This is a genomic window from Allobosea sp. 05T422_2, from assembly GCF_056396265.1.
Genome location: NZ_JBFTLD010000061.1, coordinates 1 through 22,970, shown reverse-complemented (window position 1 = coordinate 22,970; position 22,970 = coordinate 1). Strand labels below are relative to the sequence as shown.

The 22,970-nt window shown below is 64.7% G+C and carries 25 protein-coding genes; 12 read left to right on the top strand and 13 right to left on the bottom strand.

Going from position 1 to position 22,970, the window contains the following annotated elements; genetic code table 11:
- Positions 1 to 69: 69 nt before the first annotated feature.
- From AC1DJT_RS13550 to AC1DJT_RS13530, 5 genes are read left to right on the top strand one after another with little or no spacing between them, the layout of a single operon-like run.
- Complete coding sequence (locus tag AC1DJT_RS13550) at positions 70 to 1,194, top strand: mandelate racemase/muconate lactonizing enzyme family protein (RefSeq protein ID WP_441504209.1); 1,125 nt, start codon at positions 70 to 72, stop codon at positions 1,192 to 1,194.
- Between the two features lie 5 nt (positions 1,195 to 1,199).
- Entirely contained in the window at positions 1,200 to 2,075 is an 876-nt protein-coding gene (locus AC1DJT_RS13545) for a carbohydrate ABC transporter permease (protein ID WP_441504208.1), read from the top strand.
- Positions 2,068 to 2,901, top strand: a complete 834-nt coding sequence (locus AC1DJT_RS13540; RefSeq protein WP_476768817.1) for a carbohydrate ABC transporter permease — start codon at positions 2,068 to 2,070, stop codon at positions 2,899 to 2,901. The genes AC1DJT_RS13545 and AC1DJT_RS13540 overlap by 8 nt, the downstream gene beginning before the upstream one ends.
- A gap of 35 nt (positions 2,902 to 2,936) precedes the next feature.
- A complete protein-coding gene (locus AC1DJT_RS13535; RefSeq protein ID WP_476768824.1) occupies positions 2,937 to 3,806 on the top strand; it encodes a DUF6772 family protein in 870 nt (289 codons plus the stop codon).
- Complete coding sequence (locus AC1DJT_RS13530; RefSeq protein WP_476768816.1) at positions 3,806 to 4,141, top strand: hypothetical protein; 336 nt, start codon at positions 3,806 to 3,808, stop codon at positions 4,139 to 4,141. Before AC1DJT_RS13535 ends, AC1DJT_RS13530 begins: the two co-directional genes overlap by 1 nt.
- A gap of 42 nt (positions 4,142 to 4,183) precedes the next feature.
- Here AC1DJT_RS13530 and AC1DJT_RS13525 read toward each other — a convergent pair whose 3' ends face one another.
- On the bottom strand, positions 4,184 to 5,383 hold the full coding sequence (locus AC1DJT_RS13525) for an aminotransferase class V-fold PLP-dependent enzyme (protein ID WP_476768815.1): 1,200 nt from the start codon (positions 5,381 to 5,383) through the stop codon (positions 4,184 to 4,186).
- A 65-nt stretch (positions 5,384 to 5,448) separates the two neighbouring features.
- On the opposite strand from AC1DJT_RS13525, the gene AC1DJT_RS13520 reads away from it, so the two are divergent.
- On the top strand, positions 5,449 to 6,258 hold the full coding sequence (locus AC1DJT_RS13520; RefSeq protein ID WP_476834229.1) for an IclR family transcriptional regulator: 810 nt from the start codon (positions 5,449 to 5,451) through the stop codon (positions 6,256 to 6,258).
- 2 nt (positions 6,259 to 6,260) lie between these two features.
- Here AC1DJT_RS13520 and AC1DJT_RS13515 read toward each other — a convergent pair whose 3' ends face one another.
- From AC1DJT_RS13515 to ybaK, 6 genes are all read right to left on the bottom strand, one after another.
- Positions 6,261 to 6,761: a RidA family protein gene (locus AC1DJT_RS13515; RefSeq protein ID WP_441504204.1), complete on the bottom strand. Its 501-nt coding sequence runs from the start codon at positions 6,759 to 6,761 to the stop codon at positions 6,261 to 6,263.
- Between the two features lie 43 nt (positions 6,762 to 6,804).
- Positions 6,805 to 7,599: an amino acid ABC transporter ATP-binding protein gene (locus AC1DJT_RS13510; protein ID WP_441492139.1), complete on the bottom strand. Its 795-nt coding sequence runs from the start codon at positions 7,597 to 7,599 to the stop codon at positions 6,805 to 6,807.
- Between the two features lie 14 nt (positions 7,600 to 7,613).
- Positions 7,614 to 8,249: an amino acid ABC transporter permease gene (locus AC1DJT_RS13505; protein WP_476834228.1), complete on the bottom strand. Its 636-nt coding sequence runs from the start codon at positions 8,247 to 8,249 to the stop codon at positions 7,614 to 7,616.
- Positions 8,250 to 8,255: 6 nt separating this feature from the next.
- A complete protein-coding gene (locus AC1DJT_RS13500) occupies positions 8,256 to 8,924 on the bottom strand; it encodes an amino acid ABC transporter permease (RefSeq protein WP_441492141.1) in 669 nt (222 codons plus the stop codon).
- 103 nt (positions 8,925 to 9,027) lie between these two features.
- On the bottom strand, positions 9,028 to 9,900 hold the full coding sequence (locus AC1DJT_RS13495; protein WP_476834227.1) for a transporter substrate-binding domain-containing protein: 873 nt from the start codon (positions 9,898 to 9,900) through the stop codon (positions 9,028 to 9,030).
- A gap of 361 nt (positions 9,901 to 10,261) precedes the next feature.
- Entirely contained in the window at positions 10,262 to 10,735 is a 474-nt protein-coding gene (ybaK, locus tag AC1DJT_RS13490; RefSeq protein WP_441504203.1) for a Cys-tRNA(Pro) deacylase, read from the bottom strand.
- A gap of 284 nt (positions 10,736 to 11,019) precedes the next feature.
- On the opposite strand from ybaK, the gene AC1DJT_RS13485 reads away from it, so the two are divergent.
- From AC1DJT_RS13485 to AC1DJT_RS13475, 3 genes are all read left to right on the top strand, one after another.
- Positions 11,020 to 11,238: a hypothetical protein gene (locus tag AC1DJT_RS13485; RefSeq protein WP_441492144.1), complete on the top strand. Its 219-nt coding sequence runs from the start codon at positions 11,020 to 11,022 to the stop codon at positions 11,236 to 11,238.
- 222 nt (positions 11,239 to 11,460) lie between these two features.
- Entirely contained in the window at positions 11,461 to 11,670 is a 210-nt protein-coding gene (locus tag AC1DJT_RS13480) for a hypothetical protein (protein ID WP_113516134.1), read from the top strand.
- A gap of 139 nt (positions 11,671 to 11,809) precedes the next feature.
- A complete protein-coding gene (locus AC1DJT_RS13475; protein ID WP_441492145.1) occupies positions 11,810 to 12,286 on the top strand; it encodes a Ros/MucR family transcriptional regulator in 477 nt (158 codons plus the stop codon).
- Between the two features lie 141 nt (positions 12,287 to 12,427).
- Here AC1DJT_RS13475 and AC1DJT_RS13470 read toward each other — a convergent pair whose 3' ends face one another.
- From AC1DJT_RS13470 to AC1DJT_RS13460, 3 genes are read right to left on the bottom strand one after another with little or no spacing between them, the layout of a single operon-like run.
- Entirely contained in the window at positions 12,428 to 13,507 is a 1,080-nt protein-coding gene (locus tag AC1DJT_RS13470) for an HlyD family secretion protein (protein ID WP_441504202.1), read from the bottom strand.
- A 16-nt stretch (positions 13,508 to 13,523) separates the two neighbouring features.
- Positions 13,524 to 15,194, bottom strand: a complete 1,671-nt coding sequence (locus tag AC1DJT_RS13465) for an MFS transporter (protein WP_476834226.1) — start codon at positions 15,192 to 15,194, stop codon at positions 13,524 to 13,526.
- An 11-nt stretch (positions 15,195 to 15,205) separates the two neighbouring features.
- On the bottom strand, positions 15,206 to 15,649 hold the full coding sequence (locus AC1DJT_RS13460; RefSeq protein WP_476768823.1) for a MarR family winged helix-turn-helix transcriptional regulator: 444 nt from the start codon (positions 15,647 to 15,649) through the stop codon (positions 15,206 to 15,208).
- 208 nt (positions 15,650 to 15,857) lie between these two features.
- Here AC1DJT_RS13460 and AC1DJT_RS13455 point away from each other — a divergent pair, with 208 nt between their 5' ends.
- Positions 15,858 to 16,949 (top strand): tartrate dehydrogenase, encoded by a 1,092-nt coding sequence (locus AC1DJT_RS13455; protein WP_476775279.1) that lies wholly within the window; start codon positions 15,858 to 15,860, stop codon positions 16,947 to 16,949.
- A gap of 45 nt (positions 16,950 to 16,994) precedes the next feature.
- Here the strand turns inward: AC1DJT_RS13455 and AC1DJT_RS13450 are convergent, their stop codons facing one another.
- Positions 16,995 to 18,002, bottom strand: a complete 1,008-nt coding sequence (locus tag AC1DJT_RS13450) for a PdxA family dehydrogenase (protein WP_476834225.1) — start codon at positions 18,000 to 18,002, stop codon at positions 16,995 to 16,997.
- Between the two features lie 89 nt (positions 18,003 to 18,091).
- On the opposite strand from AC1DJT_RS13450, the gene AC1DJT_RS13445 reads away from it, so the two are divergent.
- Entirely contained in the window at positions 18,092 to 19,054 is a 963-nt protein-coding gene (locus AC1DJT_RS13445) for an alpha/beta fold hydrolase (RefSeq protein ID WP_476775278.1), read from the top strand.
- Entirely contained in the window at positions 19,054 to 20,619 is a 1,566-nt protein-coding gene (locus AC1DJT_RS13440) for a rhodanese-like domain-containing protein (RefSeq protein ID WP_476834224.1), read from the top strand. Before AC1DJT_RS13445 ends, AC1DJT_RS13440 begins: the two co-directional genes overlap by 1 nt.
- Positions 20,620 to 20,680: 61 nt before the next feature.
- On the opposite strand, the gene AC1DJT_RS13435 is transcribed toward AC1DJT_RS13440, so the two are convergent.
- On the bottom strand, positions 20,681 to 21,748 hold the full coding sequence (locus AC1DJT_RS13435; protein ID WP_441505604.1) for an isocitrate/isopropylmalate dehydrogenase family protein: 1,068 nt from the start codon (positions 21,746 to 21,748) through the stop codon (positions 20,681 to 20,683).
- A 2-nt stretch (positions 21,749 to 21,750) separates the two neighbouring features.
- The coding region (locus tag AC1DJT_RS13430) for an MmgE/PrpD family protein (protein WP_476834223.1) at positions 21,751 to 22,970 on the bottom strand (1,220 nt) is incomplete at its 5' end.

The window sequence follows — 22,970 nt, the reverse complement described above, 5'->3', positions numbered from 1 at the left end:
CAGGTTTGCAACTGATCAACCTATCAGTTAGGTTGATCAGCCTTCCCGCAAACCAGGGACCGATACCAGATGACCGGCCGCAGCATCGCCAGGATCGAGTCCCATCCCCTGCGGGCGACACTCGAGAAGACGCAACGCACCTCGCAAGGTGACTATCCCGCGATCGAGCTCGTTGTCGTCGAGGTCACGACCAGCGACGGCATCACCGGCTACGGCGAGGCGCTCGCGCGCCGCGGAGCCGCCGGCTATGCGCGCCTGATCGACGATGCGCTGAGCCCGCGGCTGATCGGCAAGGATCCCGCAGACCGGCGGGCCCTGTGGAAGTCGATGCGCCATGCCCTCTCCGGGCGGCCCGGTGGGCAACTGGTCGAAGCCATATCCGCGATCGACATCGCTCTCTGGGATATTGCCGGCAAAGCCGCCGGCGAACCGATCCACAAGCTGCTCGGCGGCATGGGGCGGCTCCGCGTGCCGGCCTATGCCTCATCAATCAACTGGCTCGACGATGCGACGGTGGAAGCAGAGGTCGCAGCGGCGGTGACGGCCGGGTTCCGCGAGATCAAGGTCAAGCTCGGCCATCCCCTGAAGGACGCGATCGCGCGCGCCAAATTCATCCGCAAGCTCGCCGGGGACGATATCGCCCTCTATGTCGACGCCAACTGGGCCTATGACGTCGACGACGCCATGATCGTCGGGCGGGCGCTGGCCGATCTCGGCTACGGCTTCTTCGAGGAGCCGATCGCGCCGCATGACCGCGCAGGCTATGCGCGCCTCGCCCAACACCTGCCGATCCGGCTCGCGGCGGGCGAGAGCGACTATGTCGCCAGCGAGGCCCTCATGATGCTGCAGGACCGCTCGCTCGGCCTGATCCAGCCGGACGTCACACGCTCGGGCGGCATCACCGAGACCTGGCGCATCGCTGAACTCGCCGCGAGTTTCAACACGGCCTATGCCCCCCATGTCGGCTGGTCCGGCGCAATCTGCGTTGCCGCCAGCCTGCAGCTTGCCGCCGCGGCCGAAAGCCTGCGGACCTTCGAGTGCATGGTCTACGCCAATCCGCTGCGCGACAGCTTCACCACACCGGTCGTTGGCGAAGGGCATCAGCTCGTCGACGGTATGCTCGACGTGCCGCAAGGTCCCGGCCTCGGCATCGAAATCGACCGCGAGATGCTCGCGCGCCACCGTATCGCCTGAGCATCATGGCCAGTCGCACGCCCCTCTCTGCCCTCGCCCTCGTCAGCCCGGTCCAGCTGATGGTTGGCGGTATCATCTTCCTGCCGGCGATCTATGTGTTCTGGCTCAGCCTGAACCAATCCTCCTTCGGTCAGGCAGCCAGCTTCGTCGGCCTCGCCAACTACGCCAAGGTGCTCGGCGACCCGTATTTCTGGCGGGCGTTGATCAACACGGTCATCGTCGTCGCCGTCGTCGTGCATGTCGAGCTGCTGCTCGGCCTGCTCATGGCGCTGTTCTTCGCCTCGGGGGTGCCCTTCCGGGCGCTCCTGCTCGCCATCGTGCTTGCGCCCTACGCGGTCAGCGAGGTCTCGGCGGTGGTGATGTGGCGCTATCTGTTCGAGCCCGATGTCGGGATGATGAGCCAGGCGCTCGCCTGGTTCGGCTTGCCACCGATCGAATGGGCGGTGAAGCCGTCGCATGGCCTTTTCATGGTCTCGTTGCTCTCGATCTGGCTGCACCTGCCATTCAGCTTCATCATCATCTACGCCGCAAGACTCTCCGTCCCGGACGAGCTCTACGAGGCCGGCGCCATCGATGGTGCAACGGGTTGGACCGCATTCCGCCGCATCACCTTGCCGCTCCTGATGCCGGCGCTGCTGATCGCCGCCCTGTTCCGCTACATCTTCGCCTTCCGGCTGTTCTCCGAGGTCTGGCTGATGACCGGCGGAGGTCCCGCACGCACCACCGAGGTGATGGCCGTCTATCTCTATCTCGAGGCGTTCCGGTACAACTCCTTCGGTGCTGCGGCCGCGACCGGCTGGTTGCTGGTGCTCGCCTCGCTCCTGCTTGCGCTGTTCTACCTGCGCTCTCTCTACCGGGAGATGTTCAGAAAACATGCCTAAGCGCTCATTCCCCCTTGCGGTCCTGAAGGGCTTTGGCGTCCTCGCGATCGCCGCCTGGTCGATCCTGCCGATCGCGCTGATCGTGATGTCGTCCTTCAAGTCGGACCGGGACATCTTCTCGTTAACCTCGCGGTTCAGCTTCACGCCGACGCTCGCCAATTACGAGCTGCTCTGGAGCCGCTGGGGCGACTTCTTCCACGGGCTCTGGAACAGTTTCCTGGTTACGTCCGGAGCGACCGTGCTTGCCGTCACGGTTTCACTGCTCGCCGGCTTCGCCTATTCCCGTCACGCCAGCCGGGGCCTGCAGGCCAGCGCCTTCTTCCTGATCTTCATCCGCCTGATCCCGCCGATCGTGATCACGCTGCCGCTCTTTCCGGTGGTCAACTGGCTCGGGCTCAACGACACGCATCTCATCCTGATCGTGCTCTACGCCACCTTCTTCGTCTCGCTCGGCACCATCGTGATGCGCACGTTCATCGACCAGATCCCGCGTGAACTCGACGAGGCGGCGATGATCGACGGGGCCTCGCAGTTCCAGATCATCCGGCGCGTCATCTTCCCGTTGGCCGCGCAAGGCATGCTGGCGGTCTCGGTCTTCGTCATCGTCTACGCCTGGAACGAGTTCCTCTTCGCCTTCATCTTCACCACGACCAAGGCCAAGACCGCGCCGCTGGTCGTCGCCGAGATGATCGGCGCGGTCGAGGGCGTGGAATGGGGCGTGCTCTTCGCCGCCTCGGCCGTCCAGCTGCTGCCAGTGCTCGCCTTCGTCATCCTCATGCAGAAGCACCTCGTCGCCGGCCTGACCGCCGGCGCGGTGAAGGGGTAAGCCCAATGACCGCGACCAGCTCCCAACTCGATGACATGCGCCGTGCGATCCGCGAGGCGGATCCGCAACTCAGCCGCTTCGATCCCTTGCCTCGCATCATCTGCCTCGACGATTTCGACCGCGGCATGTGCGGCTGGACCCAGCTCGTCGGCAATTACGAGGACACGCTGGACGCCATGCTGCCGGGCTATGCCCAGCATTCGCACGCCATGCTCTCGACGCTGCCAAACTGGGATTTCGGTTCGCATGGCGGCGTCGACGGCTCCTATGCGCTGAAGATCGCGACACGGCCGAAGAAGGGCGCGCAGAACGTCGCAATCAAGCGCCTGACCTTCCGCAAACCCGGGCCGATCCGTCTCGAGGCCTATTTCAGCTTCAAGCCGGAAGCGACGGAACTGCAGCTCTCCGAAACCGACATCCGCTCGTTCGGCTTCCTTTACGATCTCCAGGTCGGCGACCAGCATGGCGCCGGCGGCGAGCGCGTGATGCCGCATCTGCGCTTTCTCAATGCGCTCGACGGCGCGCATGTCCAGAAATGGCAGTTCAAACGCCGCACCACGCCGATCAAGCCGATCGGCTCCGCCGGCAAGACGATCTCGCATTACCATCTCTCGCCGGACGACTGGGAGGACCTGCCGGGCGGCGAGCAGCGGCTCTGCTACAACGAGATTCCGACCAAGGTGAACTGGCACTATCTGCGCTTCGACTTCGATCTGGCGACGATGCGCGCCACCGGCTTCCAGGTGAACGACCGCAGCTTCGACATGAGCAGCTATGAGTCGATCCGCATCCCGGCGATGAAGAACCTCTGGTGCATGCTCAATCTCGGCTTCTTCGCCGAGACCGACACCGACAAGCGCGCCTTCGCCTATCTCGATTCCGTTTGCCTGTCGGGAGATTTCTGATGCTGCCCGAGAACCTCACCGCCATCGTCGCCCGCAACGAAACCTGGACGGGCGAGGCCGCAACCGAGCCCTACGAGGCTGGCTGGGCCAAGGAAGCCATCATCTTCGTGCGGGCCCTCAAGCCACCGGAGGGTGCGCTGCCGCAGGCCCGCATCGAGATTTCGGCCGACGGGCTGCATTGGGCCCCGGAAGGTTCGCTCTTCGATCTGCCCGCGCGCGAGAACGCCGTGACCTTCCAGCGGCTCGCGCATTTCGGCAACTTCCTGCGTGTTGCGGTCTCGCTGCCGGCCGGAGCGGAAATCACCGTGCTGGTGAGCCTGCACCTAAAAGCGTGACGCACCGACAGTCACCGGAGCCTGCGATCCGCGGGATAGGCATCAATCCGGCCAACGCCTGAGATAGGCTGCCCGACGGCTTCGGCGTTCCTCCAGCGGCGTGGCGATGATGTCATTGCTGCGCAGGGCAGCGCTGAGTTCTTCGGCCAGGCGATTGGCAACGGTGTCTTCCTGTCCTGGGTGGAGATTGCAGGGGTCGAGATAGAAGAAGCCGTGCTCGACCTCGTGATCGCGCACGATGATGGGGGGCTCGCCGCGCGCGAGCGCGTCGGCGAGGTCCCAGGCCGTGATATGGGCGGCCTGCGGTTCGACCGAGAGCTTGAGCCGGTCGAGCGGGTTGTCGGTCGGATCAGGCTCGATCTCGACACGGATCCCCGGCCTCTCGGCCAGGCGTTCACGCCACAGCGTAAGGGCGGCCTGTTCGCGCTCCCGGATGCCGGCATGGTCGCGCGTCTCCCATGCTTCCAGGGCAGCGATGGTGCCGACGATACTCTCCTTGCCGACCTTCATGCCGCGGCCGATGCCGCCGTTCTGAAGAAATGCCGCGCGCACGAGGTCCTTGCGACCGGCGACGATTCCGGCTGTCGGGCCACCGAGAAACTTGTGAGCCGAATACAGCGCAATGTCCGCGCCTGCGGCCAGGAAGCGCTGGAGGTCGTATTCCGAAGCGGCATCGACGATGACCGATACCCCCCTTGCCCGGCAAATGGCGGCGAACTCCTCGAGCGGGAGCTGCCCATAGCTGACCGTATGATGGGACACGACATAGACCGCAGCGGCAGTCCGTTCCGAGATCGCTCCGGCCAGTTGATAGGGCCGTACGCTCGTGGCCTGCCCGACCGGCACTACCCTGGCGCCAGCGAGCGCAATGCCTTGTTCGACGGGAGCGCCGTAGCTCACCATATGCCCGGTCATGATCAGGACTTCGTCCTTCAGGCCCGTCGTGTCCGGCAGTCGTTCGACGGCATAGAGGTCACTGCCCGTCATCGCCCCGGCCACGGCAAGCGTGATGCCGGCCGAGCAGGAAGCCGTGACGAATCCAGCCTCGGCTCCGCACAATCTGGCGATGACGCCGCTGGCGACCTTCTGAAGTTCGTCGACTTCGACGAATTGCGGCATGACCCCAGCCATCGCCTCGATGGCCTGCGGCACGATGATCGAGGCGCCGAGCCCCGTCATCGTTCCCGACACATTGATGATCGCACGGAGACCGAGCGCCTTTCGGGTATCGGGCTTGTTCATGGCGTTCCTCCGGAAGCATGGTTACGGTAAGGGGTCCGCGGAATCGCGTGACGGAGAGCTGGCAGATGAAGGACAGTGAGATGGGCGTGGCGTCCGCGCCCTCCGCCACTGGGCCGCGGCGCACGCGGGTCAGCGGAATCGAGCGATCGGTCCAGATCCTTGACTATCTCCAGGAGACGGCGCGGCCGGCGACCGGATACGATATCGCCCGCGCGGTCGGAGCGCCGCTGTCCACGGTCTATTCGATCGTCGAGGAACTGGTCGCCAGGGACCTGCTTTCGCGCAATGGCAGCGTGGTCTGGCTCGGCCCCAAACTCTATCACTACGGCCTCGCCTACGCGCGCGATCTTGAGATCATCACGGTCGCCACCCACGAGATGCATGTGCTCTCTCGCGAGGTCGGTGAGACAGTCCAGATCTGCGGCCGTGACGGCGACATGATGGTGGTGGAGGCGATGGCCGAGRGGCCCGGCCACTTCAAGGTCACATCGCGGATCGGAACCCGGGTGCCCCTGAACTGGACCGCCTCGGGCCGGCTTCTGGTCGCCCATCTCGATTTTCAGGACCGGGTGGCGCTGTTCCGGCGCTGCGCCAAGGCCTCGCCAACGGGGCGGGCAACGGTCGACCCGGTCGCGCTCGCCGAGCAATCCGACGAAGCACTGTCCGCCGGCATCGCCGTGCAGGCTGGCGAATCCGACTATGCCGTGGCCTGCGTCGCGGCACCGGTGCGCAACAATTCCGGAGATTGCGTGATCACCATCTCGATCGTGCTGCCGGAATTCAAGGTCCAGGAGGAGCCCTCCCGCTTCGCCGATGCAGTCCGGAGCGCGGCACAGCGCATCGAAGCAAGCCTTGGCTGGCAATTCAKGCAGTAGCATCATGAGACCGCGACGACCGCTTCGATCTCCACGGTGATGCGGCGCGGCAGCGAGCCGAACCCGACGGCTGAACGCGCGTGCCGGCCAGCATCGCCAAAGACCGCGACGAAGAGGTCCGAGCAGCCATTGATGACGGCGGGATGGTCGGTGAAGTCCGGCGTGGCGTTGACCATGCCGAGCACCTTGACGATGCGCCTGACCTTTCGAAGGTCCCCCAGTGCCGTGTGCAGCACCGCGATGAGGTTCAGCCCCGTCAGGCGTGCATGAGCATACGCCTCCTCGACCGAGACGTCGGCGCCGACCTTGCCCGTGTGGATGCGACCGTCCTCATGCGTCGGCCCCTGACCCGACAGGTAGAGCAGCGTACCTTCCCGGACATGGGTCGTGAAATTGCCGATCGGTGTCGGCACTTGCGGCAATTCAAGACCAAGTTGTGCCAGCTTCTCATAGGGCGACATCGCAAGATCGGAGGGAGGAGCAAGATCGGATGGAGGCGGCATCGCTGAACTCGGTCGGAATGGGTGTCAGGGCGCCAGCAGCCGCTCAATGAGCATGCCGAAAGGCGGCGAAGCGCGAGAGGAAAGCCCGCAATCGTTCGTTCGACTGTTCATCGAAGACGGCCTTCGGCGGCGCGTCGATCGCGATCAGTCCCTGGTCGGTGAACACCACGCGGTCGGCGACTTCCCTGGCGAAGGCCATTTCATGGGTGACGAGGATCATCGTCCGGCCCTCCGCGGCCAGTTCCTGGACGACCTCCAGCACCTCGCCGACAAGCTCGGGATCGAGCGCGGAGGTTATCTCGTCGAGCAGCAGGACCTTCGGCTCGATCGCAACCGCTCGCGCGATACCGACCCGCTGCTGCTGCCCACCGGACAATTGCGAGGGCAGCGCGTCGAGCTTCTCGGAGAGGCCGACGCGCACGAGCCATTTCTCGGCAATCTGCCTTGCCTCGCCCTTGCTCTTGCCGCGCGACTTCATCAGCCCGAGCATGACGTTCTGGGCCGCCGTCAGATGCGGAAACAGGTTGAACTGCTGGAAGACCATTGCCGCATCGACCCGGATGCTGGCGAGTTCCCGGTCACTGCGCCGACGGCGGCCGGCGCCGTCATCCCGATAGCCGACTTCCACTCCATCGATCCGGACCGAGCCGCCATCATATTCCTCGAGGAAGTTGATGCAGCGCAGCAAGGTCGTCTTGCCACTTCCGGATGGGCCGATGACGGCGATCACCTGTCCCTTGCCGACATCCAGATCGATGCCCTTCAGCACCTGGTGCGCGCCGAAGGACTTGGTCAGGCCCTTGATGCGGATCACCGGCTCGTCGGGCGTCTCGATCATGATCGTCCTTCCGCTCAGATGAAACGCTTTTCGAGACGCCGGCTCAGCGTCGAAAGCGGATAGTTGATGGCGAAATACATCAGCGCCCCCATCACATAGAGCGGCAACGCTACATGGGTGCGTCCAATCACCTGCTGCAGCGCGAGCATCAGGTCGACGATCCCCAGCAGGGAGACGAGCGAGGAGCCCTTCACCGTATCGACGACGCTGTTGAYGAAGGGAGGCAGGAAGCGTCGGATCGCCTGCGGTGCAAGCACATGGACGAAGCGGTCGAGGAGGCCGAGCCCGATGGACTTCGCCGCTTCCGTCTGCCCTCTGGGGATGGACTGGAAGGCGCCGCGGGTGATTTCAATGAYCTGGGCGGACTTGAAGGCGGTCAATGCCACAATCGCGGCGGTCAGGCTCGGCAGGTTCACCTTGATGGCCGGCAGCCCGTAATAGACGAAATAGAGCAACACCAGGATCGGTACGCCCCGCACGAAATCGGCATAGATCCGGATCGGAAACCGCGCCCAGAGCGGGCCGAAAGCGAGCACGCAACCGAGCGGGACACCGATCAACAGCGAGAGCGCGATCACGCCGGCCGAGACCAGGAGCGTGATGCGCAGGCCATCGAGCAGAAACGGAAGCGTCTGCAGGAACAACGTCATGGCCGCTCACCGCGTGATGGCATAGCGCCGCTCGGCCAGCCGCAACAGCAGCAGGATGGCGTAGCTGGTGACCAGATAGATCGGCGTCGCGAGCAGATAGACCTCGACCGTCCGGAAGGTCTGCGTCTCGATCCAGCGCATGCCGTAAGCCAGTTCAGGGACGGCGATCGCGGAGGCGATCGAGGTGTCCTTGAACAGCGAGACATAGGTGTTCGAGAGCGATGGCAGGGCGATGCGCAGCGCCGTCGGCAGCCGGACATGGACGAGCACGCCCGCTGGCGTAAGACCGATCGCCTTGCCAGCCTCGATCAGCCCTTTCGGCACGGCTTCGAAGCCGGCGCGCAGGACCTCGACCAGATAGGCGCCGGAATAGATCGCCAGCGTCACCACGAACGAGGTCGTGGCGTCATATTGCAGATCGATCGCGCTCGGCACGCCGTAGAAGACGAGATAGACGAGCAGCAGCAGCGGGACGTTGCGGATGAACTCGACATAGCCCCGGATGAACGGCCTGGCCCAGCGTGGCCCGTCCATTTCGACGAGCGCCAGAACCAGCCCGATCACCATGCCGATCGCGATCGTCGCGATCGCGAGTTCGATGCTGAGCAGGAGACCGTCGAACAGCTTCGCGGCGTAGCGCCAGACGATCGCGAAGTTGAAGTGGTAGTTCGTCATGCCGGGAGACGTCTCGTCACGGGCCGTGCAGGCGACTTCGCCGCCCTGCCGCGCGCCAGCGGCGAGCGCAGGGGTCGGCGAAGCGCGACCGCGAAAGCCGCCGTCAGAATTTCGGCAGCCCCGTCTCGCGGACTGGCGGCGTCAGACCAAAATAATCGCTGATCGCGACATCGAAAATCTCGTTCTGGTGGCCGTACATGGYGATCCCGAAGGTGGTGTCGACGAAGCGCACCCAGTCCGGATCGCCCTGGCGCATGGCCGCGCCGTACAGCATGGAGTTCCAGGACTTGCCGGCATCGGCATATTTATCGGGGTGGCGCTTCGCGAGCCACCAGACGGTCGAGAGATCGACGGCGGCGGCATCGGCACGCTTTGAATCGAGCGCAAGGACGACATTGGCCTGGCTGTCGAGCTGCATGACCGTCGCCTGCGGCAGGACCTTCTTCACCGACGCTTCGGCATCGACGTTCTGCAGGATGGAGACCCGTGCACCCGATCCTGCCTTGAGCAGGGCGTCGAAGCTCTTCTTGTCGCTGTCGGGGCGCGTCAGCAGGGCGATGCCCTCGACATAATAGGGTCGGGAGAACGCGACGAGCTGCGCCCGCRCCGGTGACATCGTCATGAACTGGATGACGATGTCGACCTTCCCGGTATTGATGTTGGGAATGCGTTGAGCCGCATCCTGCCTGACGAACTCGACCTTCTTGTCGTCGTCGAAGAGCCCCTTGGCGAGGATCCGCCCCATGGCGATGTCCATGCCGACGAGCTGTCCCTTCTCATCCTCGAAATGCCAGGGCGCATTGGTCGAGCCCGTGCCGACGATGAGCTTGCCCCGGTCGAGAACGGTGCGCAGCAGGCTGTTGGGAGCGGCTTGTGCCGCCGCCTGCCTGGCTGAACTGGACGCTGCCGCAAGTGCAAGGCCACCGACAAGGCCGGCCTTGAGCAGGTTTCGTTTGCTGTCGACGACGTCTGTCATAGCGGCACGCTCCCCTTATGCGAGGCGGTCGCCTCGTATGGATTTATTCTATAATTACAGAATAAGAAGCATAACTATGTTAGCCTAGTTTTGATCGACAGAGCCTGTCAAGCGACGTCCAGAGGCGCCGAGGGAAGCGGCGCAACGAGACGGGGAGCAGATTGCTGGGGCATCTCCAATGGTGTTCGGCCGCTGGATTGGACCCCGAGGCCAGACCTGCGAGTGGCGGCGTTCAACGCCGGGTTCGACACAACGAAGCCGCCGCAATCACCGCGCTGTGTCGTCGGGCCTCTTCTCCCGGACCAGCGCTTGATCGCTCGAGCCCGGAACGTCGCAGAAGCCGAGCCAGAGACGATCACCGCTAGGAAACGATCGCGACGGTCGCCGCATTGCTTGCGCGGACAAGGTCGTCCGGCGCCAGCTTGACCTGCAGGCCACGTAACCCTCCATTGACGAAGACATATGGCTCGGAGACGGCCGTGATCTCGACAAGGGTCCTCAGCTTGCGCTTCTGACCGAATGGGCTGACGCCGCCGACCTTATACCCCGTCAGGCGCTCGGCATCGCTCGGCGCCAGCATACGCGCGCTCTTGCCTCCAACGGCCGCGGCCACCCTCTTCATGCTTGCCTCGCAGTCTGATGGGAGAACCAGACAAACGGGTATGTTGTCGACCTGCGCAATCAATGTCTTCAAGACCCGACCGGGTGGTTCACCCAGGGACTGGGCCGCCTGAAGACCGACGCGATCGCTATTGGGGTCGTATTCATAGGTTCGGAGTTCGAAGGAAACGCCGCCCGCTTTCAACACGGCCGTGGCAGGTGTGGATTGTCCCATAGCCCTCAAACCCTGGTGCTTTGGCCGCGATTGCGGCCCGCGCCGAAACGCCMCCTCCCTATAGAAATCCCGCGCCCCGAGAGACATCCCCATCTGCTGGGCCCATGAGGCACCAAGGGCTTCACTGGAGGCGGCCGTTTCGATGCGCGCGTCTGCTCCGCAGACCAGGACGAAGCCGCCCCCTTGGAAGCATCCGCGGCGAGCTTCGCGACAGCGTCACACCCTCTTGAAACCCCAACCGTCCAAACTAGTTTTCTGGGATCAGCCACGKAAGGAGAGATCCGATGACCGCGGTGACTGAACTCAAACCGGAAACGCACAGCGTCTGCATCACCTGCCATGAGGATTACCGGTATGCGCTTCTGCGCATCGGCCAGATCGAGGATGCGCAGCCCAATTCGGCGAAAGCCCTCGAATTGCAAGCTCTGAGGGCCGCGATCGTCGACTATGAGACGCGCAAGGCATTGCACGCGAAGGGACCAGAGGTGACGGCCGCGAGGTGACAGGCTCCGCAATCAGCTGAACATCGCCCACGCCGTCGAACACGTCCAACGACTGATCGGCTGCATCAAGGGTTCTGGCGGGGAGAGCGTGTTAACCGGCCTCGTCGTCAAATTGGCCGCTCGCGAGGACCACGGTGCCGGGGGCACGTGGCGAGGCGGCTGTGAATACGTTGTAAGTTGATATCGAATGACGAACACAGATCAAAGAACGGGGGTGAGAGAATGCCGCAGAAGCCGACGCGCGAGTTTGCAGTGATCAAAGTGAAGCACGTTACAGTCAGCGCAGACACGACACTGGGCGCCGTAATCGCCTTGGAAGTCGATGGGAAGAACGAAATCTCCCTCTTCATGGTGCCAGAAGTTCTCGCCTCGCTGGAGGCCATGCTGGCCAAGGCCAGTCTCGAACAGGCGCGTCACCACCCAGTTCAGTAGGCCGCCGCACGCCCTCTCACCAGAATAAACCGGGACTGCAAGCATCGGAATTGAGCGAACCACCGCAACGAGTATTGCAAATAGAACGTTCGGCAGGTTAAATGAGACCTAGGCGCAATATTCTGATTTGGGAAAAGCCATGGCCAACGAAGATGAAAATTATATTGATCTGACGGCGATGGTTATTTCGGCCTACGTCGCACATAACAATGTCCCTCGCAGCGATCTCGTTGGCTTGATTGCGAGCACGTATTCAGCGTTCGCGCAGCTCGACGCCAAATCCGAAGCTGCGCCGCCACCGGTCGCGCTCGTACCGGCCGTTCCGATCAAGAAGTCGGTCACGCCGGACGCCATCATCTGCCTGGAAGACGGCAAATCGTTCAAATCCCTCAGGCGTCATCTGGGTACGGCCTACAATCTCACTCCTGAGCAATATCGCACCAAGTGGGGCTTGCCCTCAGACTATCCGATGGTCGCACCGAACTATTCCGAGGCCCGGGCCGCCCTTGCAAAGGCATCGGGCCTGGGTCGCAAGGCCAAGGTGGTCCCGGCCGCACCCGTCGTCGCGAAGCCACCGCGCGCCAAGCGCGGCCCGCGCTCAGGCTCCAGCGCCTGACCCGGCCGCGAAGCTGACGGCCGTTGGCGCCTGCCGTTTCGGCGCTTTCGGGACTGGATATTTCTGGATCACCGCAGCCATTTTGGAGCGCGGGCGATCCAGAAGTCCGCAATTGTCCCCCTGGTCGCTTGCACGCCGATGTTATTGCTTGTCGGCGCTGGATAGGTTGACGGCTGCCTCAACCGGCGTGGCGGTGTCGATGCTGACGATGACCGACATGCCGGGCGCCAGATCCTCGGTCAAAGGCTGGCCGTGATCGATCGCGATCCGCACCGGCAGCCGCTGCGCAATCTTGGTAAAATTGCCGGTCGCATTGTCGGCCTTCAGGATGCTGAACTCGGAGCCCGTGGCTGGCGAGAACTCCTGGACATGCCCGGTCAACGAGGCGTGATGCAGCGCATCGACCGTAAAGGTCACCGGCTGGCCGATCTTCATCCCGGAGAGCTGGTTTTCCTTGAAGTTCGCGATCACCCATTTCCTGGCCGGAACCAGCGACGCCAGTTGCGTGCCAACAGCAACATATTGCCCGAGCCGCACGCCGATCTCGCCCATCTTGCCGTCCTGCGGCGCCAGGATGCGGGTGTTCTGCAGATCGATCGCGGCCAATTGCACTGCTGCCTCGGCATTGCGCACGGCTGCCTCCAGCCCGGCGCGCCCGACGATGATGGACTGCCGATCCTGCCGGGCGACATCGAGGGCCGCTTCGGCCTGGCGTAGGCTGGCGCGGGCCTGGTCGAGCACCAGACTGGCCTGATCGGCCGCGCTCTGCGTCGAAATCCCCTTCTCGCGCAGGGCGAGGATGCGCCCGGCATTGGCTTCCGCGGTTTCGACCGCCGCCTGCGCACTGGCGATCTGGGCTTCTCCGGAGCGCAGGCGCGCTTCGGCAGCGCGCTGCGATTGATCGGCATTGGCGAGATTGGCCCGCTGGCCGGCAAGAGTGGCCTGCGCCTGCCGCACACGCTGCTCGTAGATCCGGTCGTCGATCTGCACGATGAGATCACCAGCCTTCACCGTTTCGAAGTCCTGAACCGCGACTTTCTTCACATAGCCCGCCAATTGCGGGCTGATGATCGTGACCTGGCCTTTGACATAGGCATTCTCCGTGCTCTCGACCGAGCTGGCGAAGGGCGGCAGCCGCCAGGCGTAAAGCACGAGCAGCACACCGCCTGCGGCGACCAGCAGCGCAATCAGGGTTCCAGGTGAGCGAATGGCTTTCGACATGATGGCTGGTTTCGGTTCAGAGGGCTTCGGCCGGGCGTAAGAAGAACTTGGCGCTGCGCAGTCTTGCGTAGAGCAGATGGATGATCAGTCCGCCGAGCGCGRCTCCTGCCAGGGCCGCGATGAGCAGGAATGCGTCGTTATAGGCGAGGATATTGGCTTCGCGGCTGGCCTGCTGGGCGAACAGGGCGACGCCCTCGGCATTCAGCAGCCGCCCGTCGGTGAGCAGCTTTCCATAGACTGCCGAAAGCTGCCTCACCCGCTCCGCCACCGCCGGGTCGGACAGCGAGAAATGTTCGACGAGAAGGCTGGAATGGAACTTCTCGCGGAGCGTGACGAAGCTGCCGAAGAAAGCCGAACCGATCAGGCCGCCCAGACTCTGCGTGAAGAGGAAAACCACGATGAAGCTGGTAATAAAGGCCGGCCCCTGCCGGAGCGCAGCCATGAGACCGGTCAGCATCGCCGGAGGCAGGAACAGCGCGCCGCCAAACGCGATCAGGGCCTGGCTCAGATACATGTTGTCCGGCCGCGTCAGATTGGTCGCCTGACTATCCATGGCGGCACCGGCGCAAATGCAGAGCAGCGCGACGCCATGCAGCAGCGGCACGCGCTCGGGCTTGAGAGTGGCGCCGCAAAGGAGCCCGCCGCACAGCGAAGCCAGCAGGATCACCACATATAGCCCCCTGCTCTGCTCATTGAGCAGGCCAAGATTCTGGAACAGGGCGAGTGCACCCGAAGTCTGCTCGGACAGCACGATGCGGAAGACCAGCAGCACCGTCGTGATATGGAGCATTTCCCGGCTCATCAGCCAGCGCACATTCAGCAGCGGCGTCTCCCGATTGATCTCAATTGCCACCGCAAGCCCGAGCGACAGGATGGCCAGGGCAAGGCACCAGCCGATCCAGGGTGCTTCCAGCCACCAGACCAGGCGGCCCATCACCAGGATGACCGCGAGCAGGCCAAAGCCGATCGCGATCAAGGGGTAGCTGATGAAATCCAGCCGCTGCAGGACCTTCGCATGGGGAATCGGCGTCAGCGGCAGATAGAAGATCACGGCAAGCGAAATCAGCGCGAGGCCGATCGTCATCGTGTAGAGGCCCTGCCATTGGCCGATATCGAGCAGCATCGGCGAGATCAGCCGCGCCAGCGTAGGGGTGATCGCGGAGCAGGTCAGCGTCAGGCTCAAGCCCCATGACATCTTCCTGGCCGGAGGAAAGGCCTCGAGCATGTAGAGGAAGCCGAGTGTCGATATCGGCGATGCCGCCATGCCAGCGAGGAAGCGGACCCCGATCGCCGAATGCAGATCATGCGCGATGAGATGCAGAAGCGACGCGGCGACGAAGATGCAGATGCCGAGCTCAGCGAAACGGCGCAGCCCGAACTGGGTCCGGACCTTGGTCAGGATCAGGGTCAGGCTGACATTCGGCGCCATATAGGCGGCGATCAGCCAATTGATCTCGAGCTGAGTCGCCCCAAACGCCCCCTGGATCTGATTGGTATTGGCAGCCACGAAGTTCATGCCGAGGCCCTGTGTGCCAATCAGAAGGGCGGCGGCCGCGACATAGGCCGCGGCAACGGCAAAGGGCTTTGCCGGCAGCAGAGCCGGGCTCTCAGGGCGGGAAGGCTCTTGGACGTTCGCAGATGAAGGATCTGCTTCGGGCCGCGCTTCCGTTTCGTTGGTCGTAGCCATGGCCATGAGCCTCAGGACTGAGGCTCCATATTGCGGATCATCTGCCGAAGCACGCGGATCGCGATCTCGAGTTCGGCAGGGTCGATCTCGCGCAATACCTCGCGGCCGATCTCGCCGGAGATCTCCTCGATCTCCTCGACCTGATGTTGGGCGGCTGGGGTCAGGCTGATCTGTTTCGCCCGCCGATCGCCGTCGATGGCGCTTCGCTCGATCAGGCCGTTCTTCTCCATCCCGTCGAGCAGGCGCACGACGGTCGGGCCCTCGACCTCCAGCAGACTGGCGAGTTCCGTCTGATTGATCGCCGGGCAACGCGAGAGATGAAGCAATGCGCGTGCACGCGACAAGGTCAGGCCGCGTTGGCGCACAAGGCGATCGAACAGGGTTCGCAATTTGCGGCCGGCCGTCGACAGCTCCGTCAGGAAGCTGCGCTCGAATCCAGGTTGGGCACCGTCCATAGAACGCATATATGTAGTATGCTATCTATTAGTCAAGCACCCAACCAAAGGCATTCGGACAAACCCAGGCGCAGGCCGACAATCCGTCGGGGATGCCCGAGGCTAGGAGCGCAGCGGTTTTCCTTGCCCAGCCGGTAGACTATTTCCGACACGGCTCTATAATTGTCGACAATAGGCAATAATTCGAACGCAAGGACGGAGCCGTCTGATGAAAACCTACAGGATTGCCGCCATTCCCGGCGACGGGATCGGCGCCGAGGTGATCGAGGCGGGTCTCGAAGTCCTGTCGCTCTGCGCCGCCCGGTCCGGCAGTTTCGCGTTCGACTTCACCCATTTCGATTGGGGTTCGGACTACTTCAAGCGCCATGGCCGGATGATGCCCGAAGACGGGCTCGACCGCATCCGCGATTGCGACGCGATCTATTTCGGTGCCGTCGGCGCGCCCGATGTGCCCGATCATGTCACCCTATGGGGCCTGAGGCTCGCCATCTGTCAGCCCTTCGACCAATACGCGAATGTGCGCCCGACGCGCATCCTGCCGGGCATCGAGCCGCCCCTGCGCGGGGTGGCTCCGGATGATCTCGACTGGGTGATCGTGCGCGAGAATTCGGAGGGCGAATATGCCGGCCAGGGCGGGCGCTCGCATCGCGGGCAACCCGAGGAGATCGCGACCGAGGTCTCGATCTTCACCCGCGGCGGGGTCACGCGCATCATGCGCTTCGCCTTCGAAATGGCGCGCTCTCGTCCCCGCAAACTCTTGACCGTCGTCACCAAGTCGAACGCACAGCGCCACGGCATGGTGATGTGGGATGAGATCGCCGCCGAAGTGGCGCGCGAGTTTCCCGACGTGACCTGGGACAAGATGCTGGTCGACGCCATGACCATCCGCATGACACTGAAGCCGCGKAGCCTCGACACGATCGTCGCGACGAATCTTCATGCCGACATCCTGTCCGACCTCGCCGCAGCCCTCGCCGGCTCGATCGGCATTGCCCCCACCGCCAATCTCGACCCCGAGCGCCGCTTTCCCTCGATGTTCGAGCCGATCCACGGCTCCGCCTTCGACATCACCGGCAAGGGCATTGCCAATCCGATCGCCAGCTTCTGGTCCGCCGTGATGATGCTCGACCATCTCGGCGAGGCGGACGCAGCCGCGCGGCTGATGCGCGCAATCGAGCGCGTCACGGCTGACCGGGCAAACCACACGCCGGATCTCGGCGGCGCGGCGACCACGCGCTCGGTGACCGATGCAGTGCTGGAGGCGCTCCGCGGCGACAATCTCGCTCACGCCGCCAGCTGACCGGCGCCCTGCGGATAGCGGCATCGTCGCGACCCGCCCGGCGGTTCAGGCGGCGACGCGGACTGTCGCCAGTCGGCTCGCAAGTTCGACGGCGCTCTGGAGCGCGCCGGGCGAGGCCACTCCCTGGCCGACAATGTCGAATGCTGTGCCATGCGCTGGCGTCGTGAAGACGACATCGAGCCCCGCCGTCACCGTGACGCCGCGATTGAAGCCCCTGAGCTTCGTCGCGATCTGGCCCTGGTCGTGATACATGGCCACAACGCTGTCGAATTCGCCGGCGAAGGCACGAATATAGACCGTATMGGCCGGATAGGGCCCGGTGCAGCTGATGCCTCCAGCCGCGATCCGCTCCACGGTCGGCCGGATTAGCTCGATCTCGTCGCGGCCGAACAGGCCGTTCTCGCCGGCGTGAGGATTGAGTGCGGCCACCGCGATGCGCGGGCTGACGATCCCGGCGCGCTTCATCATCCGGTCGACGAGTTCGACCGCATCGGTGATCGCGCGCGCATCGATCAGGTCGAGGGCTTCGCGCAGCGAGACATGCGACGTCACCCGCGACATCCACTGGCCGTCGAGCACGTTCATTTCCGAGAAATAGCCGTGATGCCTGAGCAGATGCGCGAACAACTTGTGCTCGTCGGGAAAGCGCCAGCCACCTGCGAACATCGCGGCCTTGTTCAGCGGCGCGAAGGTGATCGCATCGAGCTCCCCGGCCTGCGCCATGCTGATCGCACGGGCCAGCGTCTCGCCTGTGATCCGGCCGGATTCCGCCGATATCTGCCCGCGCCCGAGTTGAGCCGGATCGGCATTGCCGAGATCGACGAGCGGGATCTCGGGAGCATCCCAGTCGATCTCGTCGCGTTCAGTCACGCCGGTCCAACGGAGCTGAACACCGGCATCGCGCGCGCCCTGCTCCAGCACGCGACGATCACCAATCGCAACGAGCCGGACATGCTCGCGATAGCGGCCTGCGGCGAGAACCTTGGCCGCGATCTCGGGACCGATGCCGGTCGCGTCTCCGAAGAGGAAGCCGAGGCGAGGCTTATCCTGCATGGCGGCCATGACGTCCCTCAGATTCAAGATGCTTATTGTCGACAATATGATATTCATCGCATGGGATCCGATGAGGAGCAATGCCGATGATGCTGGAACGATCAGAACCCGGGGCGAACCTGCCGCCACTCCTGCCGCATAGCACCGTGCTGATGGCAGGATTCGAGCGGCGTAAACTGCGCACCCGCGGTGCCGAAATCGAGGTGGCCATAGCCGGAAGCGGGCCGCCCTTGCTGCTGATCCACGGCAACCCGCTCAATCTGTCGAGCTGGCACAAGATTGCGCCATCGCTGGCTCAGAGCTTCACGGTGGTCGCGACCGACCTGCGCGGGTATGGCGACAGCTCCAAGCCCGACGGCGGAGAGGATCATGCCGGCTACAGTTTCCGCGCGATGGGCGAGGACAATTTCGACGTGATGGACGCGCTCGGATTCGACCGTTTCGCAGTCGCCGGGCACGACCGGGGCGCGCGCGTCGCCTTCCGCATGGCTCTCGACCAGCCGGACCGCGTCACCGCGCTGGCCGCTCTCGACATCGTGCCGACCCATCATGTCCTGACCAATGTCAGCCTCGGCTGGGGGCTTGAATCCTACCACTGGTTCTTCATGGCGCAGAAAGCGCCGTTTCCCGAGCGGCTGATCTGCGCCGATCTCGACTATTACATCCGCTACAAGCTCAACAAGAAGGGTGTCGGGCTCGAGATCTTCACGCCCGAGGCGCTGGCTGACTACGCACGCTGCACGACCCCGGAGCAGATTCACGCCGTCTGCGAAGATTATCGCGCCACCGTGACCCTCGACCTTGCCATGGACACGGCGGATTACGGCAAGCGCAAGATCGCCTGCCCCGTCCTCGTCCTGTGGGGCTCGAACAGCCATTGCGGCCGGCATTTCAAGCCGCTCGAAGCCTGGCAGGAATGGGCGGACGGCGTGCGCGGCTGGGCCATTCCGACCGGGCACTATCCGGCCGAGCACCGACCCGACCTCGTCTACGCCGCCTTCCATGACTTCTTCTCGGGACGTGAGCCCGTGCCCTATGCCGAAGCCGCCTGATGCCGGCGYTCGATCCGCAGGAAGCGAAGCGGAGGCTGCACGCACCCGGGGAGATCGCCTGTCTCGATTTGCGCGAACAGGGTCAGTACGGCGAAGGCCACCCCTTCCTCGCCGTGCCCTGCCCCTATAGCCGGCTGGAGGCGCTGGTCGGGGTACTCGTGCCCCGCCGCGACGTGCCGGTCGTGCTGGTCGACGAGGGCGATGGGGTGTCCGAGCGCGCCGCAACGCGGCTCACCGCGATGGGTTACAGCCGTATCGACTGGATCGCGGGCGGCGCCCCGGCCTGGGCGGCGGCCGGATACACCCTGTTCAAGGGCGTGAACCTGCCGAGCAAGACGCTGGGCGAGCTGGTCGAGGAGCATTGGCACGTGCCTGCGATCGGTCCCGACACTCTCGACGCCTGGCAGGAGCAGGGCCGCCCGCTGCACCTCCTCGACGGTCGCTCAGCCGGCGAATACACGAAGATGACGATCCCGGGCTCGCGCTCCTTTCCGAACGGAGAGGCGGCGCATCGCTGGGACGCACTCGCCCCGGGGGAAGCCCCCGTCATCATCAACTGCGCCGGGCGGACGCGCAGCATCATCGGCACCGCGGGCTTGGCGCTGATGCAGCCGGGCGCAGTGGTGCTTGCCCTGGAAAACGGGACGCAGGGCTGGGCGCTCTCGGGCCGTGCGCTCGCGTATGACTCTGCCGCCGGTCCTTTGCCGCAGATCGACCGCGCGGCAAGCCGCCTGCGGGCCGATGCCTTCATGCGCACGCATGCTATTTCGCGGATCGACCGCCTCAAAGCCGAAGACCTCGCCGGAGAGCCCGGCCGCACGACCTATCTTCTCGACATGCGCGATCCGGCCGAGCACGCGGCCACGCCGCATGCCGCGGCGGCCTCAGCGCCAGGAGGCCAGCTCATTCAGGCCACGGACCACTGGATCGGCGTCCGCCGAGCGCGCATCATCCTGGCCGACGATACCGGGTTGCGCGCGGCGCTCGCTGCGTTCTGGCTGCGCCAACTCGGCTACGAAACCTATGTGCTTCCCGATATCGAGTCCTGGCCGGCCGACTGGCGCCTGCCGGTATCCGAACCGCCTCCCGACCTTGTCGCACCACCTGCAATCAGCGCCGATGAGGCGATCGAGCGCGCGCAAGCCGGAGACCTGCTGCTCGACCTGCGCGGCTCGCTTGCCTATCGCGCCGGCCATCTGCCGGGCGCCGCCTGGTCGATCCGGCCGCGCCTGCCGGCCGTGGCGGGCCGGCATGTGCTGCTTGCGGGAGACGAGACAGCAACCGCGCTCGCCAGCCGCGACCTCGCGGAATGCGGCGCGACATCGGTTCGCCGGGTCACAGGCGACGCAAGCGATTGGCGCGCGGAGGGGCTTGCCCTCGACAGCTCGCCCGACGCCCCCGCGGACGCCGACGCCATCGACTTTCTGTTCTTCGTGCACGACCGGCACGACGGCAATCTCGATGCCGCGCGGCGCTATCTTGCCTGGGAGCTCGGGCTGGTCGCCCAGCTCGACGCAGACGAACGCGGCGAATATCGGCTCGACACGCTCGACCTCAGAGCCTGATGCAACATTTCGGCATCGGGCTCAGGATCGTCGGAGCGGAACGCGTATCCGGCCCGCTGATCTAACCGATCGCCCTGGTGATCGCCTCGGTCATGCCACGGGTCCCGGTGGTGCCGCGGATGTCGCGCGTGCGCGTCTCGGGCCCCGAGAGCGCGGAGCGGATCGCCGCTTCCATCGTGCGTGCGGCCTCCACCGCCTGCGGCAGGGATCGGACCCGGCCGAGATGCTCGATCAGCATCCGCGTCGACTCGATCATTGCATAGGGATTGGCTACGCCCTTGCCGGCAATGTCGGGCGCCGAACCATGCGTCGCCTGCGCCATGGCGAGGCCGCCCTCGCCGATGCACAGGCCGGGCGCCATGCCRAGCCCGCCGACCAGCCCCGCGGCTTCATCGGTCAGGATGTCGCCGAACATGTTCGTCGTCACCACAGTGTCGAAGCTCTGCGGATCGCGCACCAGGCGCATTGCGAAGGTATCGACGATCACCTCGTCGATCGTGACATCGGGATAATCCTTCGCCGCCTCGTAGCAGCTCTCCACGAACATGCCGCAGCCGAGCTTGAACACCGTGTTCTTGTGCACGAGCGTCAGGCGCTTGCGCCGCGACCGGGCGATGTCGAGCGCGGCACGGGCGACCTTGCGGCTGCCCCTGCGCGAGATGACGCGCACCGAGATTGTCAGGTCGTCATTGGGCCGGAACTCGCCCGAGCCCATCACGACATTGCGGTCCGGCTGGAAGCCCTCGTTGTTCTCGCGCACGATGACGAGGTCGACATCGTCATAGATGCAGCCGATGTCGGGGTAGGATCGCGTCGGGCGGACATTGGCGAACAGGTCGAAATGCTTGCGCAGGATCGGATGCGGATTGATCGCGCCCGGCCCCTTTGGATAGGCCTGATGACCGATCGGCCCGAGGATGAAGCCGTCGAAGGTGGCGAGCGTCTCCAGCGTGCCATCCGGCAGCGTCGTGCCGTGGCTATCGAGCGCGGCGCGGCCGATAGGCATGGGCCGCCAGTCGATGGCGAGCCCGTGCCGGGCGGCCGCTGCGCGCGTCACCTCGACCGCAGCCGGGACGATCTCGTGGCCGATATCGTCCCCGTTGAGGACGCCGATGGTGAGCTTCGCCATGGTCAGAGCCTCAAGGGCGCCATCAGGCGCTCGATCGAGGGCAGAGTGTCCAGGTCGCGCACCATGGCGATCACGTCCTCGATCCGTTCCCGGCCGAGACTGGCGAAGCCCGCGGTCTCGCGGAACTTGTCCGAGACCTCCTCGTAGCTCATCGGGTTGGCCGGACTTCCCTTGCCGAAATCGGCCCGGCCCGAGATGGTCCGGCCATCTTTCAGCGTAATGGCGATGAGGGTCGTCATCTTGTCGTAACCGGCGGCCTCAGCCTCATCGTCCACCACGAAATCGACCCGCTCGATCATTGCCTTGACGTCGGCGCGGTTCACCACCGCGTCGGTGAATTCCGCAAGGCCGGCCTTACCCTCGATCAGGAGGATCGCCATGCAGAACTCCATCGAGAACTTGGCCTGGAGCTCGTTGGTCGGCCGATGGTGGATCAGCGCGTTGGGCATGTTGTGGTTGGTGCCGACGCGGACCCGCTCCACCGCGTCCGCGGTGATCCGGTTCTCGCGGATGAGACGCAGCATCTCGGTCATACCCGGATGGGTCAGCGAGCCTGAAGGATGCGGCTTGATCGAGATGCCGGGCGCCGCAAAGGTCCAGGGCGCCCCGAGCTGGTTCAGGATGGCGCCCTCGTCATAGCCGCCGCCGGCAGCCCGGAAGAAGCCGCGCGGCGCCTCCAGGATCTTGTCCGTGGCGCTCCAGCCATATTCGGCGAACTGAGCCGCCGCGACGCCGCTCTCCGACGAGCGCCCGGCATGGAAGGGCTTGGTCATCGTGCCGAAATTCTCGCGCAGTCCGGCCGACTGACTGCCGGCGATCGACAGCGCGCGCAGGGTCTGGTCGAGGTCGAGCCCCATCAGCCTGGCGCTGGCCGCCGCAGCCGCGAAGGTGCCGCAGGTGGCCGTGGCGTGGAAACCGGTCTGGTAATGTCGCGGGTTGATCGCCTCGGCGATCTTGCACTCCACCTCGACGCCAAGATGGTAGGCGAGCATCACATCGCGCCCGCTGGCACCCTTCGCCTCGCCCATGGCAAGCGCCGCCGGCAGCGCAGGTGCGGTCGGATGGGTGAGGAGCCCGTAGACCCGGTCCTTGGCCACGGCAAGCTGGGTATCGTCATAGTCGTCGGCGTGAATGCCGACGCCGTTGGCGAAGGCCGCGAAGCGCGGCGCGACCTTCAGCCGCGAGCCGATGACCGTGGCCGGTCCGCTCGCCAGGTTCAGAT